Source organism: Pseudomonas sp. PvP089 (assembly GCF_017875165.1).
In the GTDB taxonomy this organism is placed as follows: domain Bacteria; phylum Pseudomonadota; class Gammaproteobacteria; order Pseudomonadales; family Pseudomonadaceae; genus Aquipseudomonas; species Aquipseudomonas fortuita.
On record NZ_JAGGME010000001.1, the window covers coordinates 4112087 to 4127459 of the forward strand.

Below are 15373 nucleotides of genomic sequence, written 5' to 3' on the forward strand. Positions count from 1 at the left end.
TTCCTCCTCAACCTGAAAGGCCTTAGCCATGTCCATTGAATTTGTCGGCATGATCTTCCCCCGCCAGTGGTCCGAGACCCGTGGCGTACGCACACCCGACTTCGACCTGCCATTCATCCGTCACCACGCCCGCGCCCATGAGCATGCCGGGTTCGACCGGGTGCTGATCGCCAGCGGCCCTGGCAGCGCCGACAGCCTGCAGATTGCCGCCTATGCTGCCGCGCACACCGAACGCCTGGGTTTCATGATTGCCCACCGCCCGGCGCTGACCGCGCCGACGGTGGCCGCACGGGCATTCGCCACGCTCGACCACACCACCGGCGGCGGGCGCATCCGCCTGCATGCAATCACCGGTATCACCGCCGAGCCGCAAGAGGGGGACACGCTGCTGGACAAGACCGAGCGCTACCGGCGTGCCGACGAATACCTGGAGATTGTCCGCCGCACCTGGACGGCCGAGGCGCCGTTCGACTTCGAGGGCCGCTACTTCAATATCAAGGGTGCCTTTTCACCGGTGAAGCCGCTGCAGCAGCCGCATATCCCGATTTCCTTCGGAGGCTCGTCCGACATCGCCTACCAGATCGCCGTCAAGCATGCGGATCTGTATGCGCTGTGGGGGGAACCGCTGAGCGGCGTCGCCGAGCAGATCGGCAAACTCAAGGCTGCCGCCAACGCCGCAGGGGTGGCAGCGCCAAGGGTCAGCCTGTCGGTGCGGCTGATCCTGGGTGCCACCGAGGAGCAGGCCTGGCAGCGTGCCGAACAGATCCTCGCGCAGATCAAGGCCAACCCGCAATTTGCGGCTAACAGCCCTTGGCAGAAACGCATCAAGGGCACCGGTTCTGAACGCCTGCTGGCAGCCGCCGCCCGTGCCGACCGACATGATCGGGCGTTGTGGATGCCGACGGCGACGGCGGTGGGTGCCTATGGCGATACCACCGCACTGGTGGGCACGCCGGAGACCGTGGCCCAGGCGTTGCTCGATTATGTCGACCTTGGGGTGACCACCTTTCTCAACCGGGGCTATGACCCGCTGTATGACACGGTGGATTACGGGCGCTGGGTGATACCGGCGGTGCGCGAGGAAGTTCGACGGCGCCAGGCTCGGTTTGTGGGGTGAAGGTGGGGGGTATGGCTATGGGGTGCATCTGGTTTGCCGGGTGCATGCCTTGGGTTGTTTGGCGCCTGTGAGATCGAGCGCCGCCCGCGCGGCGCATCGCGACGCAAGGCCGCTCCCACATCTGTTTCGGGCCAATTACTCCTGTGACATGGGCGCGCGTCCCCTTGGCGCCCACCTCAATATCGAGACGGGCCAACAAGGCGGTCGCGCGCATTGGTACAGGTATGACTGGCCCGAAACAGATGTGGGAGCGGCCTTGCGTCGCGATGCGCCGCGCGGGCGGCGCTCGGTCTCACAGGCGCTGCATACCCCAAGGCAAGCACCTAGAGGCCAACACGCAACCTGGGCGAATGCTCCACCAGCGTGCGGGTATAAGCATCAACCGGCCGCCCCAGCACCTGATCGGCAATGCCCTGCTCCACCACCCGCCCCTGGCGCAACACCAGCACGCGGTCGGCAATCGCCCGCACCACCCCAAGGTCATGGGTGACGAACAGCAAGGTCAACCCCTCCCCCTGCAAGCGCTGCAACAAGGCCAGTATCGATGCCTGCACCGACACATCCAGCGCCGAGGTGATCTCGTCACATACCAGCAACTTCGGCTCGCAGATCAACGCCCTGGCTATCGCCACCCGCTGGCGTTCACCACCAGACAAGCTATGCGGATACAAGTCGGCCACACGCGCCGGTAGCGACACCCGCTCCAGCACGGCCTCGACCCGCTCGCGCGCTTTACCACCGCGCACCCCGAAAAAGTGCGCCAACGGCGCGCTGAGCGTTTGCCCGATGGTCTGCCTCGGGTTCAAGGCCCTATAGGGGTTCTGGAACACATACTGGATCTGGTGACGCAGCCCCGCATCACGTTCGCGCGCGGCAAACGCCAAAGGCGCGCCGGCGTAACTGAGTTGCCCCTGAACGTTTTCGCCCAGCCCGGCAATGGCCCTGGCCAGGCTGGTCTTGCCCGAACCCGACTCGCCCACCAGCGCCAGGCACTCCCCTTGCCTCACCCGCAGAGACACATCGAACAACACCTGGCGATCGTAAGCTACGTCCAGCCCCTGCACCTCCAGCAACACCGCTGCGCCCGGCGCAGCAGCCGCCTCGACAGCCGCTTCACCGAGGGGCAGCGGCTCTCGGTGCGGCACCAGGCAGGCCACTCGATGCCCGCCGTCATGCGCCAGCAACGACGGCTCGATCACTGAACACTCTGCACGACGCCTGCCGCAGCGCGGCGCAAACGCACAGCCATCCGGGCGCTGCCCCGGTGCCGGTGCATGCCCGGCAATCGCCTGCAAGGGCTGGCGCCGGGCAATGTCAGGTATGGCCGCGAGCAAAGCGCGAGTGTAGGGATGCGACGGCGCGCGGAACAACGCCTCACGCCCGGCCACTTCCACCAGCCGCCCGGCGTACATCACCATCACCCGGTCGACCAGGTCACGCACCACCGCCAGGTCATGGGTGACGTACAGCGCCGCCACACCTTGGTCACGGCACAGGCGCTTGAGGGTCTGCAGCACATGGGCCTGGGTGGTAACGTCCAGTGCGGTGGTGGGCTCGTCGAGTACGATCAGCTTTGGCCGCAAGACGAACGCCAGCGCCAGCATCACCCGCTGTTGCTGCCCGCCAGACAGTTGATGCGCAAAACGCCGCAGGAAGCCGTCGTCATCGGGCAAGCCCACATCCAGCAGGGTTTCGCCGATGCGCTGGCGCACCGCTTCACGCGACAGCGCAGGCTGGTGCGCCAAGAGGGTTTCACGCAGCAAAGCCCCCAGGCGCAGCGCAGGGTTCAGCGCCGTGGCCGGGTCCTGGGCGACGTAGCCGACCAGCCCGCCACGGGCCAGGCGCAAGGCCTCACCTTCGAGCTCGAGCAGCGACTGCCCGGCCACCACCACTTGCCCGCCAACGATACGCGCACCCTGCCGGGCATGGCGCAGCAACGCCGTGGCCAAGGTGGTCTTGCCCGAGCCGGACTCACCCACCAGGCCAACAATCTCGCCCGCTGCAACGCTGAAGGACACCTCGGCCAGCACATCGACCTGCCCGGCCAGCTCTACCCGCAGGTCGCTGACTTGCAACACTTCACTGGCCACATTCAACAGCGCGCTCATGGCTGCTTCTCCCCAATCCTTGCACTGGCCCGGCCAACCCCTTCGGCCAGGATGTTGGTGCCATAGGCAAACACCCCGATCAGCAATGCAGGTGCCAGTACGGCCCAGGGCTGCACCAGCAGGCCGGCCTGGTTTTCGTTGATCATCAAACCCCAGTCGGCCGCTGGCGGTGCCACCCCGTAGCCCAGAAAACTCAAGCCGGACAGCATGCCCACCGCCCAGGTCAGCATGTTGCCGAAGTGCACCAGCAGGGGCGTGAGGATGTTCGGCAGGATTTCATGAAAGAGGATGCGCCAACGCGGGTAACCCATCATCTGCGCCGCCTCCACGTACTCCTGCCCGGCGACCGCCACGGCACTGCCGCGGGCCAGGCGGACAACCCCCGGGGTAAAGGCGATGGCCACGGTCAGCACGATCAGCCAAGGTGCACGGCCGAGCATGGACACGATCAGCAGCACCAGGATCAGGTCCGGGAACGCCAGCGATACGTCCGCCGCCCAGCTGATCGCCTGGTCCAGGCGCCTGCGCGAGAAGCCGGCCAACAGGCCCAGGCTGCCGCCAACCAGCAATGCGAGGGTGGCTGCTGCCACCGACATCCACAGCACCGACAGGCCGCCGCTGAGCAACCGCGAGAGCAGGTCGTGGCCCAGAAAATCGTGCCCCAGCGGTGCCCCGGCAGCCGGGGGGCCGTACACCGGCCCGACCATCGCCGTGGGCGCATGAGGTGCCAGCCAGGGGCCGAAAGCGGCCAGCAGCGCCACCATCAAGGTGATTACAGCGCCACGCCGCACCTGTGGGTCGGCCAGCCAACGGGATTCAATCATGGGTCGCCTCCTGGGCAGGGGTGCTGCGCGCGCGTCGCCACCAAGGCCGAATGCCGCGCCGGATACGGCGGATCATCCGCACCCGGCGCGCCGTGCGCAGCTTGGGGGTGAGCAATACGGTCAGCAGGTCGGCCAGCAGGTTGATCAGCACCACCGCCACGGTGATGACCAGCACCACGCCCTGGATCATCGGCAAGTCGCGCATCTGGATCGCCGCATTCAACGCAGTCCCAATACCGGGGTAGCTGAAAATCACCTCGGCCAGCAATGCACCGCCGACCAGCGTGCGCAGGGTCAGTGCCACGCCCTGGATCGCCGGGGTCAGGGCATTGGGCAACGTGTGCCGCCAGACGATGCGCCGCTCGGGGACACCCCGCAGCCGCGCGGCAATCACATACTCGGACTCCAGCGCCTCGATCATCGAGGCCCGCACCATGCGCGTGAGGTACGGCAAGGCCGTCAGGCTCAGGGCCAGCACCGGTAGCACCAGTGACGGCCACTGCCGCCACAACGGCAACTGCGGGTCGAGGATCGACACCGCCGGCAGCCAGCCCATGCCCGGCATTGAAAACAGCAACACCAGGTCGATGGCCAGCAGAAAGCCCGGCGTGGCCTTGAGCAGAATCAACGCCGACAGGCCCCAGCGGTCCAGCCGGCTGTCGCGGCGCAGGGCCAGGCTCACCCCCAACAGCAAGGCCACCGGCACCACCAGTGCCAACACCCCGGCCAGCAGGGCAAGGGTGTGGCCCAACCGGCCGAACAGCAGTTGTGCCACCGGCACCTGTGAGTCCAGTGAAATGCCCAGGTCCCCGCGTAATGCTGCGCCTAGCCAGCGCAGGTACTGCACCAGAATCGGCTGGTCGAGGCCCAGTTGCCGTTGCAGGGTGAGGATGCTTTCCAGCGGCGCATCTGGGCCGAGAATCACCCGCGCAGGGTCAGAAGGCAGTGCCTGGGTGGCGATGAACACCACCAGGCTGATCACCCAGGCCGTGAGCAACCCGTAACCGAGGCGGCCGATGAACCAGGCCAGCCAGGCCGGCGTGCGGGGCGTGTGTCGAGGATCAGGCATTGGGGTTCAACCAGAGTTCGTCAAAGCGCCAGGAGGCGAAGGTGGTCTGTTCCGGGGCAAGCCCGCCAACCCTGGACGACGCCGCATCGAGCACGTCGGAAAAGCCCCAGATCAGCAACCCGCCACGTTCGTGCTGGATGGCCTGGGCTTCATGCACCAAGGCCCTGCGCCGCGCCAGGTCGGGCTGGGCCAGGGCTTGCTGGAACAGTTCGGTAAAGCGCGGGTCGTGGAAGTTGCTGCGGTTGTAGATGGCCTGCGGCGCATCGTTGTGCAGCGCCGAGGCGAGAAAGCCGCGCGCCGGGGTCGACCCGGGCGACAGCTGCCATTGCTCACGTTGCGGGCCGTTGAAAACGGACCCGTCCACCTGGTTGACCTTCACCTGCACCCCGGCCTTAAGGGCCTGCTGGGCAAACACCAGCGCGGCGTTGACGCCAGGCCCTGGCGTGGTGGTCAGTTCCACACGCAAATCGTCCTGCCCCGCCTGGCGCAGCAGCGAACGGGCCTGGTCCAGCGCGTAAGGGCGCTGGGCAATGGCGTGGTTGAAGGTGGGGTCGTGAGGCGAATACAAGTCGTTGGCCACCCGGCCAAAGCCATTGAGCCCACGCGCCACCAGCTCCTGACGGTCGGCCAACAGGCGGAATGCCTGACGCACCCGTACATCCTGGAACGGCGCCTTGGCCAGGTTCAGGTTGAAGCCGGTGAACGAGGTGCTCGGCGAGGCGTACAGCCGCAGCCGTGGGTCGGCCTTGAGCAGTGCACTGTGCTCAGCCTGTACACCACTGGCCACATCGATCTGCCCGGCGCGCAGCGCTGCGGCCCGCGACACCTGGTCCTTGAATTCGATGATTTCCAGCTCGTCCGCGTAGGGGCGATTGGGCTTGTAGTAGTTTTCAAAACGGGTGTAGAGCGAGCGCTGGCCAGGTATGAAGCTTTTCAGCCGGTATGGCCCGGCGCCCACCGGGTTGGTCACCGGGTGGTAGTCGGTGGGCACGATGCCGCCGAAGCTGATCAACGTTTCATCGAGCGGGTAGAAGCTTTGCCCCTGCTTGAAACGTATTTCAATTGTGCGCTCGTCCAGTTTGCGCAGTGCCTGCCGATCGATAGCGCCGACCAGCCCGGCGAAGGGCGAGGCCAGCTGCGGGTCGGTCAGGCGCAGGATCGAGAACAGCATGTCGTCGGCGGTGATGCTTTTGCCGTGGTGAAACTCCAGCCCAGGCTTGAGGCGGATGGTCCAGGCGCTGGCGTCGGCATTCGGCTCGGCGAACTCGGCCAGTGCCAGGCGCGTGCTGACGTCGGCGTTCCATTCCCAGCACTTGGCGTACAGCGCCCAGCCCCGGATGATGCCGCCGCCCACCGGCTTGTGCGCATCAAGGTTGCCGGCCTGGTCGCCATCAATAATGCCCACCCGCAAGCGCCCACCGTGCACCGGCGTGCCCGGCAGCGCCGCACTGGCCGCTGAAGACGCGCCGCTGTCGCAGCCACTGAGCAGCCCCCCCAGCAGCAAGCTGCCGCCAACGGCCAGGCTGTTGCCGAGAAACACCCGGCGCGAAAACAGCTCGCTCATGACCTTCTCCTTACGCCGGTTGCGCCACGCCGGGCTTGCTGACTGCGCCCAGGCGCGGCACCTCGAAGCCATGGTCCAGGTCAAGCAGCGGGAACAGCAGGTCTGCCACCCGGTGCGCCTCATCGATCAGCGGGAAGCCTGACAGGATGAATGCCGACGTGCCCTGGGCCTCGTATTCACGGATGCGTTCGGCGACCTGTTCGGCGCTACCCACCAGGTACGTGCCGGCTGCCGGGCCGAGGATGTTGAAGCCGAACAGGCTGGGGCCCAGCCAGACGTTGGGGTAGATCTCCAGCTCGCGGGCGGTGGGCAGCCGCCCGGCGCGGAGGCTGTCGAGGTTGCGCTGGATGCGCGGGTCGTCGCTGACGTAGCTGTCGAAGGTTTGCCCCGGCGGCAACTGGCGTTCGATGGCCGCGCGCGCGGTGGCCAGCGAGGTGCGCTGCAACAGGCGCTCGGCATGGGCCCAGGCCTCTTCCTCGGTTTCGCGCACGATCACTTGCAGGCGGGTGCCGTAGGTCAGCTCACGGCCAATCTTCGCCGCCTCGGCCGCTACCCGGCGGAACTTGTCGCCGAGCTTTTGCGGGGTGTCGGCGAAGCTCAGGTACACGTCCAGCAACTGCACCGAATGGGCCACGCCCGGTGCCGACGTGCCGGCGCCCCACAACGGAATGCCGGGCTTTTGCTTCGGTGGGTGCCAACCGCCCAGCGGGTGATGGGCGGCGGCCGGCGAACGGGGTGAAAGCTTGACGTAGCGGCCGTCGTAACCCGCCGTTTCACCGGCGTAGAAACTCTGGAAGGCGCGCCAGTATTCCAGGCTGAAGTCGTAGCGTTCATCGTGCGGGTAGTGCACGCCCAAGGTAGCCAGGCCGGCATCGTTGCCGTTGACCACGTTGAACAGCAGGCGGCCGTTGGAGAACTGGTCGAAGGTGAGCGCCCATTTAGCCAGCACCGCTGGCGACAACTCCCCCGGGTGCTGGGCGACCAGAAAGCGCAGGCGCGTGGTGGCGTCGATCAGTGCTGCCGACACGGCCAGGCTTTCGTTGGGGCTTGAGCCGAGCAGCGAGCCGTAGAAGCCCAGACGGTCAGCGGCGATGGCCAGTTGCTTGAGGTGTTCGAAATCGGTGTGCCAGCGGCCTTCGGGCTCCCAGGGATAGGGGCCGTCGGGGGTGGTGAGGTACCAAAGGATTTTGACTGCCATGGGGCTGGGTCCTTTTCAGATGAGGTGTTTGAGGGCAGGCCTCTGGGGCTGCTGCGCAGCCCTATCGCGACGCAAGGCCGCTCCCACATTGGTCGGCGTACGCGGGCCTTGTGGGAGCGGCCTTGTGTCGCGATAGGGGCGCAAAGCGCCCCCAGCGATCGCATCAGTTGCGCCGATCGATGCCAGGCACCAGGCCCAATTCGGTAGCACGGTCGTACAACCCGCTCATCTTCCATTGCTGGGTCAGCACCCCTGGCCCGTAAGGCCGCGACCCGCCCAGGGCATCAGCCAGCAACTGGATCTGCGCCCCCTCCTCCAGCAACAGGATGAACTCCGCCGTGGCCCGCAGCCCCTGCTTGCCCCACACCGTGGAGCCGCCGTTGGCTTCCAGGATGGCCAGGTTGAACGGGTTCTCGGCAATCTTGTCGAGGATGAAGTCCACCTCGGCCTGGCGCCGGTCGATGTACACCGGCAGCTCGCGGGCCAGCTGATAGCGTTGCACCGGCACGTAGTGGAACGGCAAGGTGCGGTGGGTTTGCGCCCAGGCACCGAGGTACGGGCTGTGCACGTGCGACACGGTGGTGACGTCGGCGTGGGTCTGGAACAGCTTGGTGTAACGCCCCAAACCGCCTTTACCTTTGCCGACGATGACGTTGCCCGCAAAATCGGTGACGGTGGCCTGCAGCGGCTTGCGATGGTTCCACGGCCCGCCGTAATTCACCGACACCAGCAGCTCTTCACCCGGCACACGTTCGATGAAGCCAACCGTGCCATTGGCGGTAATGGTGTTGGTTTCGCGAAAGACGCTGAAGGCCGCTTCAGCGTCGGCCACTACCTGGTCGATAAAGGCTTGCAGTTCGGCAGTGACAGGGCGTTCGTTGATCAGTACGGTCATGTTCAATCTCCAGTCAGGTCAGGCGCGGCGTTGGGCCAGCAGTTCATGGGCAGCTTGCAGAGGCCGCGGGTCGACCCAGTCGGCAATGGCGAAATCGGCTTCGAGGAAACCGTGCAGGTACAGAAAGTCCTTTTGAGTGCCGAGGAAGGCCAGGCGCTGTGCGGACAGGTCCGGCGCCAGCGTGGTGTGGAAGTCACCGCGGTAGGCCTCGGCCACACCCTGGCTGCCCGCGCGGGTTTCTTCTTCGAGAATGCGGTTGAGCGCGTCGCGGTTGCCGGCTGCCCACTCGGCGGCACGCAAGGTCTGGGCAAGGAAGCGCACCACCAGGTCGAAATGGTTGTCGAGCAGGCGTTGATGCACGGTGATCGGCCGTGGCGTGCCGTTGTTGATGCGGTGGCGCGGGTCGGGCAGCAGGTCGAGGTCGACGCCCACCACCAGGCCCAGCCGGCGTGCGGCATCGGCTGCTGCCGCGCCCTTCACGTACACGGCATCGACTTCACCGCGCGCCAGGTATTCCAACCCCGACCACAGCCGCTGCAAGCCCAACGCCGGGGTGGCGGCACTGGCCTGGTCGAGCAGGGCCACTTCCACCAGTTGCACGTCATCCAGGTGCAGGCCCGCCGAGGCCAGGGCGCCTTTGTAACCGTGAAGGCTCATGGCCCGGGCAATGCTGCCAGGCCGACTATCGCCCCAGGCCGGCAGCGCCAGGCGTTTGCCGCGCAAGTCGGCGGCGCTGCGGATGCCGGAGTCCGGGCGGACCAGGATGGTTTGCCATTCCTCGATCCAGGTCAGGCCGATCAACCGACTGGGGGAGCCGGCCGCACGTGCCGCCAGCGCCGGCACGTTGCCGCCTTCGCGAAACAACCCGGGCAGTTGGTGATCGTAGTGGTGATGGCCTAGCTGGCGGGCCTCCTGCAAGGTCGAGACAGGCAAGCCATCGGCGGCGAACTCTTGCTCCAGCCAGCCGAGTTTGTAGGCCAGGCCTGAGGCGGTGGGCACAGGGCAGCGGGTGAACCAGATGCGTTCCAGGGCGGATGGGTCGTCTGCCAGGCGGTTTGCTGTGGGGGTTGCGAGGGTCATGGGGTGGCTCCTTGGGCGTCGTGCAAGCACCATTGCAGCGTGCGTGCCAACCGCTGGAGGCCTTGATTTCCGTAGGATTGGCTGTTGTGTCGGAGGGCTGGGTGCTTGGCTGGGAGCAGGATTGCGGGCGGGGTGCTGCCAGATCAGCAACATGACTGCTGCTGAGGCAGCAAAGGCCGCTGGAAGCCACACAGGATGTGGCCTGAGGAGGGGTGGCAAAGATATTGCTCTAGGGCTTGGTACCGCGGTGTGGCCACTCGCGGGCATGCCCGCTCTCACAAGGGCCAGCACAACCCCCAAGGGCAGTGCTGCCTCTGTGGGAGCGGGCAAGCCCGCGAAACAGGCGCACTGGCCCTTCTGACAATTCGAGACCCCACCATGAGTGCCATAGAACCTTCCCCTGCCCGCCGCCTCACCAGCGAAACGGAAGCCATCGAAACCGCCCGCCAGGTCGCCGCGCACATCGCCGAACTGGCCGCCGATCCGCGCAACAACGGCCAGCTCCCCCACCGCCAGGCCGAGCTGTTGTCCAGCAGCGGCCTGACCGCCATCGCGGTGCCCGCCCAGTTCGGCGGCCTCGGTGCCTCGGTGCAGACTGTGGTGGAAACCGTGCGCCTGGTCTCCACCGCCGACGGCGGTGTCGGCCAGCTGCTGCAAATTCACAATGTGATGCTGCGCGGCATCTTTACCGGCTACCCCGACGAAATACGCGACCGGCTGATTGCCGACGTACTCGCTGGCAAGCGCTTTGGCAACGCCCTGGCCGAAGTCGGCGGCAAGAACAAGTTCGCCCTCAAGACCCGCGTCGAGCGCCGCGCCGATGGCCAGTGGGTGCTCAACGGCAGCAAGTTCTACTCGACAGGCTCCTACCTGGCCGAGTGGATCTCGCTGACCGCCGCCAGCGAAGACGGCGGCGTCGGCGTGCTGCTGCACCGCGACACTCCGGGGCTGACCCTGATCGATGACTGGCAAGCCTTTGGCCAGCAGAACTCGGTGAGCGGTACGGTGAATTTCGACAACATCGTGCTCGATGAGCGCTACCTGACCCGCCGCAACGGGCCGATGAAACGCACTGGCCTGACCTTCCCGCAGATCCTCCACGCCGCCATCGACACCGGCATCGCCGCTGGCGCCTTGCAGGCGGCTGTCGAGTACTTGCGCGAGCATGCCCGGGCCTGGGTGGAGAGCGGCGTGGAGCGCGCCAGTGACGAGCCGCATGTCATTCGCCAGGTCGGTGAGTACGCCGTGGCGCTGCGCGGCGCTGAGTCGGTGCTGCGCGAGGCGGCGCGGGTGTTCGACGAACACGAGCGCGACCCGGAGAACAAGGCGTTGCAGGATGAGCTGATCCTGTCGGTCGCTACCGCCCGTGCGCATTCCGATGCTGCATCGCTGAAGATTTCCAGCGACTTGTTCTCGTTGCTGGGGGCCAGCGCTTCGCTGAGCAAGTGGAACCTCGACCGCTTCTGGCGCAATGCCCGGGTGCACACCACCCACGACCCGATCCGCTGGCGGCTGCACAACGTGGGCAACTACTACCTGAACGGGGCAGACCCGGGGGAGTACACGGCGGTGCTTAATGCCAAGGAGAGCCAGGGCGCTACCCGCCGTTGAACCCAGCTGGAGCCGGGGGGGCGCGTCGCGCCCCATTCGCGGCACAAGGCCGCTCCTGCAAGGGCGGTGTCGCATTCTGATCGAGCATCTACATGAACCACCCGCTTCTTCGGGCATTGGCCATCTACCGCGAAATGCCTTGGCGCTTTGCTCTGGTCACTGCCTTGTACATCGCCGGCAACCTCGGCCTGGCCTGGCAGCAGTGGCTGATCGGCCATGCGGTCGATGATGTCAGCGCCGGCCGCGCCGTGCTGCGCCTGGCCGACGGCAGCCTGGACGCCAGCGTGGCCTGGCACTGGTTGTGGCTGCTGCTGGCCATCGCCCTGGGCCGCGGCCTGCTGCAATACGCCGCCGCCGTGCTGTCGCTGGTGCTCAGCCAGGCCCTGCTCACGCGCCTGCGTGAACGCATCCTCAGCCAGGTGCAGCGCCTGCACCTGGGCTATCACTGGCACCACGGCATGGGCGAACTGGTCACCCGCACCACCCGCGATGCCGACAAAGTGCGCGACGCACTGATCACCTTCTGGCGGCAGATCATCGAAACCCCGCTGGTGGTGCTCGTCGCGGTGGGCCTGTTGAGCTGGTACGACCCGCTGCTGGGGCTGGTGCCACTGCTGCTGACCGGCGCCGGGTTATGGCTGTTCGTGGTGCAGACCGATCGCCTGGTCACGCTTGACCGCGCCGTGGGCGCTGCCTATGACCAGGTCAGCCAGGACTTGGCAGAAGGCATCGGTGGGGTGCGGGTGATCAAGGCCTTTGGCCTGGAGCAGCAGCGCATTGCCCGCTTCGCCCGGCAGGTCGAGGTGTTCACCGACCATGCCCGCGCCGCCCTGGCCTACGCCAGTTCACGCATTCCGCTACCGCAGGCGGTGGTGGCGCTGGGGCATGTGTGGATCCTGGTATACGGCGCCCATCGCGTGGCGGCTGGCGCGCTGGGCATCGGCGAGCTGGTCACTTCGCTGCTGGTGGCCACCACGCTGGTGTTCCGCATCGAAGGCATTGGCCGGGTGATGCAGACCTTTGCCGATGCGCGCGCCAGCGCCGAACGTATCTGGCAGCTGCTGGACGAACGCCCGGCCATCGTCGGCAGCCATGCCACCCTGCCCGAGGGGCCGTTGGGGCTGAAGCTGAACCAGGTGCAAGTCAGTGCAGCAGAAGCTGGCCGGCCTATCCTGCAAAATTGCTCGCTGACCCTGCTGCCCGGTGAGGTGGTGGCGCTGGTCGGCGCCACCGGCACGGGTAAAAGCCTACTGGCCAGCCTGCTGCCACGTTTGGCCGATGTACAGCACGGCAGCGTGCAGGTCGGTAGCGACACTGCCGGTTGGTACAACGTACGCGACCTCGACCTTGCCGACCTGCGCCGCCGCGTGCACGTGCTGGCGCAGGAAAGCTTTCTGTTCTCCGACAGCCTGGCCGCCAACCTGCGCATGGCCGCACCACAGGCCAGCGACGCCCGGTTGCGTGAAGCCTTGCGCCTGGCCGCCGCCGAGGACGTGCTGGAGCGCCTGCCCCACGGCCTCGACACCCCGCTAGGCGACCGCGGTGTGACCCTGTCCGGCGGCCAGCGCCAGCGCCTGTGCCTGGCCCGGGCGCTGCTCGGTGCACCCGACATCCTCTGCCTGGACGACGCCACCAGCGCCCTGGATGCCCTGGGCGAACGTCAGGTGCTGCACAACATCCGCCGCCTGCACAGCGCCAGCGGCCAAGGCCCGACCTTGCTGCTGATCACCAGTCGCCTCTCCACCCTGCTGCTGGCCGACCGCGTGCTGATGCTGGAAAACGGCCGCATCACTGCCAATGGCAGCCATGCCGAACTGTGCACGAACAACGCCCATTATCGCGACTTGCTGGGGATCGACCATGACTGATGCGCAGCACACCCCCGCCAGCGATATCGACATCGAGCAGCGCTTGGCCCGCCAGGCGCTGGACCGGGGCATGTTCCACCGCTTGCTGCCGCTGTTGCAGCCCATTCGCGGGCAGATCCTTGCCGTGATCGGCATCGAGCTGCTGCTGGTGTTCACCGTGTTCCTGCGCCCGTGGTTCGTGCGGGAACTGCTGGACAAGGGCCTGGTGCCCAGCGCCGACCACTGGCTGCTCGACGAGCGCCTGGTACTGTGGTTGGGCCTGGGGCTGGCCGCGAGCTGGCTGGGGCGCTTTCTGCTGGCCGGGGTATCGCAGTTCATCGCCGGGCGCGCGGCGATCGGCGTGCTCAATGCCCTGCGGGTGAAAGTGTTCGCCCATGTGCAGGCGCTGTCGGTGAGCTACTTCGACCAGACCCGTGCCGGGCGCATCATTTCCCGTGCCGACCGGGACGTGGATGCGCTGGAGCCGTTGCTCGTGCAAGGCCCGCCCGAGCTACTCGGCGCCCTGCTGCGTTGCGGCCTGGCAGCGGTAATGCTGTGGCGTATCGAGCCCAGCTTCTTTTACAGCCTGGCGGCCACAGTGCCGTTGCTGGCCGTGGCCACTTGGCGCTTCAAGCGCGTGTCGCAACGCAACTGGGCCAAGGTGGCCGAGCAGCGCAGCCGCTTCACCGCGCACTTGGTGGAAAGTGTGAGCGGGGTGCGGCTGATCCAGCAATGCGGGCAAGCGCAGACCAACCAGGCACGCTACCGGCGCCTGCTGGAGGACTTCAACCAGGCGCTGATCCGCGGCAGCCTGCGCGCCGGCTGGTTCGCGCCGTTTACCGCGTTGCTCAGCACCGCCGGCATGGCCGTGCTGTTGCTGGTCGGTGCCCATGGCCTGGCCGAGGGCAAGGTCAGCGTGGGGCAGGTGGCCGAGAGCCTGTTCTACGTGTTCCTGTTCCTTGGCCCGCTGCAAGAGCTGTCAGACCTGTTCGAGCGCTACGCCACCGGCAGCGCTTCAGCCCAGCGCATCTTCCTGCTGCTCGACACCCGCCCGCAAGTGCTCGACCCGCCCGCGCCACACGCCCTGACCCGGGCGCGCGGCCAGGTGGACTTCGACGCGGTCGGCTTTGCCTATACCCCTAACAGCTCGCGCCCGGTGATCGACGGGCTCGACCTGCACATCCGCGCCGGTGAAGTGCTGGCCATCGTCGGCCCCTCCGGGCATGGCAAGAGCACCCTGGTGCAGTTGCTGACGCGTTTCTACGAAGTGCAGCACGGCGCCGTGAAGCTGGACGGCATCGACCTGCGTGCGCTGGCCCAGCATGACTTGCGGCGCAACGTGGGCGTGGTGCTGCAGGACAACGTGCTGTTCAGCGGCAGCATCCTCGACAACCTGCGCCTGGCCGCGCCCGACGCAGACGATGCGCAGTTGGTGGCCGCCGCCCGTGAGCTGGGTGCCGACGAGGTGCTGGAACGTCTGCCGCAGCGCTACCACACCGAAGTCGGCCCGCTGGGCGCGCACCTGAGCCATGGCCAGCGGCAGCTGGTGTGCCTGGTGCGGGCCTACCTGGCCGACCCGGCGGTGCTGGTGCTGGACGAAGCCACCTCGGCGGTGGACGTGCACACCGAGCGGCGTATCCAGCGCGCGCTGCGCAGGCTGTGCCAGGGGCGCACTGCAATCATCATCGCCCACCGCCTGGCGACCATTCGCGATGCCGACCGGATTGCCGTGGTGAAGCATGGTCGGGTGGTGGAACAAGGGGCGCATGCCGATCTGATCGGGCGTAGTGGCGCGTATGCGGCGCTGTACCAAGCGTATCTGCGCAGCGCCGGGGAGGTTGCAACCGAGCAAATCGGGGTCTGACTCGTCGGCCTCTTCGCGGGGCAAGCCCGCTCCCACAGGTATGGCGCCGGACTGACTGACAGCGCCGAACCTGTGGGAGCACCTCTTCGCGGGGCAAGCCCGCTCCCACAGGTATGGCGCCGGACTGACTGACAGCGCCGAACCTGTGGGAGCGCCTCTTCGCGGGGCAAGCCCGCTCCCATAGGTATGGCGCCGG

General features: G+C 66.9%; 11 protein-coding genes. 4 read left to right on the forward strand and 7 right to left on the reverse strand.

Features of this window, described 5'->3' with window-relative positions:
* Positions 1 to 28 precede the first annotated feature (28 nt).
* Positions 29 to 1117, forward strand: coding sequence for an LLM class flavin-dependent oxidoreductase (locus tag J3A71_RS18810; RefSeq protein WP_095114850.1), 1089 nt, complete (start codon positions 29 to 31; stop codon positions 1115 to 1117).
* Between the two features lie 323 nt (positions 1118 to 1440).
* Here J3A71_RS18810 and J3A71_RS18815 read toward each other — a convergent pair whose 3' ends face one another.
* The 7 genes from J3A71_RS18815 to J3A71_RS18845 form a co-directional block, all read right to left on the reverse strand.
* Positions 1441 to 3225, reverse strand: coding sequence for an ABC transporter ATP-binding protein (locus J3A71_RS18815; protein ID WP_096425900.1), 1785 nt, complete (start codon positions 3223 to 3225; stop codon positions 1441 to 1443).
* Positions 3222 to 4049, reverse strand: coding sequence for an ABC transporter permease (locus tag J3A71_RS18820; protein WP_070086545.1), 828 nt, complete (start codon positions 4047 to 4049; stop codon positions 3222 to 3224). Before J3A71_RS18820 ends, J3A71_RS18815 begins: the two co-directional genes overlap by 4 nt.
* Positions 4042 to 5118, reverse strand: a complete 1077-nt coding sequence (locus tag J3A71_RS18825) for an ABC transporter permease (RefSeq protein WP_096425899.1) — start codon at positions 5116 to 5118, stop codon at positions 4042 to 4044. The genes J3A71_RS18820 and J3A71_RS18825 overlap by 8 nt, the downstream gene beginning before the upstream one ends.
* Positions 5111 to 6682, reverse strand: a complete 1572-nt coding sequence (locus tag J3A71_RS18830) for an ABC transporter substrate-binding protein (protein WP_016486044.1) — start codon at positions 6680 to 6682, stop codon at positions 5111 to 5113. The genes J3A71_RS18825 and J3A71_RS18830 overlap by 8 nt, the downstream gene beginning before the upstream one ends.
* 10 nt (positions 6683 to 6692) lie before the next feature.
* The gene (locus tag J3A71_RS18835) at positions 6693 to 7880 is read right to left on the reverse strand and encodes an LLM class flavin-dependent oxidoreductase (protein ID WP_016486043.1); all 1188 of its coding nucleotides are present in this window, start codon (positions 7878 to 7880) and stop codon (positions 6693 to 6695) included.
* A 163-nt stretch (positions 7881 to 8043) separates the two neighbouring features.
* Positions 8044 to 8775: a class II aldolase/adducin family protein gene (locus tag J3A71_RS18840; protein ID WP_016486042.1), complete on the reverse strand. Its 732-nt coding sequence runs from the start codon at positions 8773 to 8775 to the stop codon at positions 8044 to 8046.
* Positions 8776 to 8793: 18 nt separating this feature from the next.
* Positions 8794 to 9855 (reverse strand): ABC transporter substrate-binding protein, encoded by a 1062-nt coding sequence (locus J3A71_RS18845; RefSeq protein WP_070086544.1) that lies wholly within the window; start codon positions 9853 to 9855, stop codon positions 8794 to 8796.
* A gap of 378 nt (positions 9856 to 10233) precedes the next feature.
* Between J3A71_RS18845 and J3A71_RS18850 the strand changes: the two genes are divergently transcribed.
* The 3 genes from J3A71_RS18850 (at position 10234) to J3A71_RS18860 (ending at position 15177) form a co-directional block, all read left to right on the forward strand.
* Positions 10234 to 11466 (forward strand): acyl-CoA dehydrogenase family protein, encoded by a 1233-nt coding sequence (locus J3A71_RS18850; RefSeq protein ID WP_016486040.1) that lies wholly within the window; start codon positions 10234 to 10236, stop codon positions 11464 to 11466.
* Between the two features lie 92 nt (positions 11467 to 11558).
* Positions 11559 to 13334, forward strand: a complete 1776-nt coding sequence (locus J3A71_RS18855) for an ABC transporter ATP-binding protein (protein WP_219740294.1) — start codon at positions 11559 to 11561, stop codon at positions 13332 to 13334.
* The gene (locus J3A71_RS18860; RefSeq protein ID WP_024717693.1) at positions 13327 to 15177 is read left to right on the forward strand and encodes an ABC transporter ATP-binding protein; all 1851 of its coding nucleotides are present in this window, start codon (positions 13327 to 13329) and stop codon (positions 15175 to 15177) included. The genes J3A71_RS18855 and J3A71_RS18860 overlap by 8 nt, the downstream gene beginning before the upstream one ends.
* Positions 15178 to 15373: the final 196 nt, after the last annotated feature.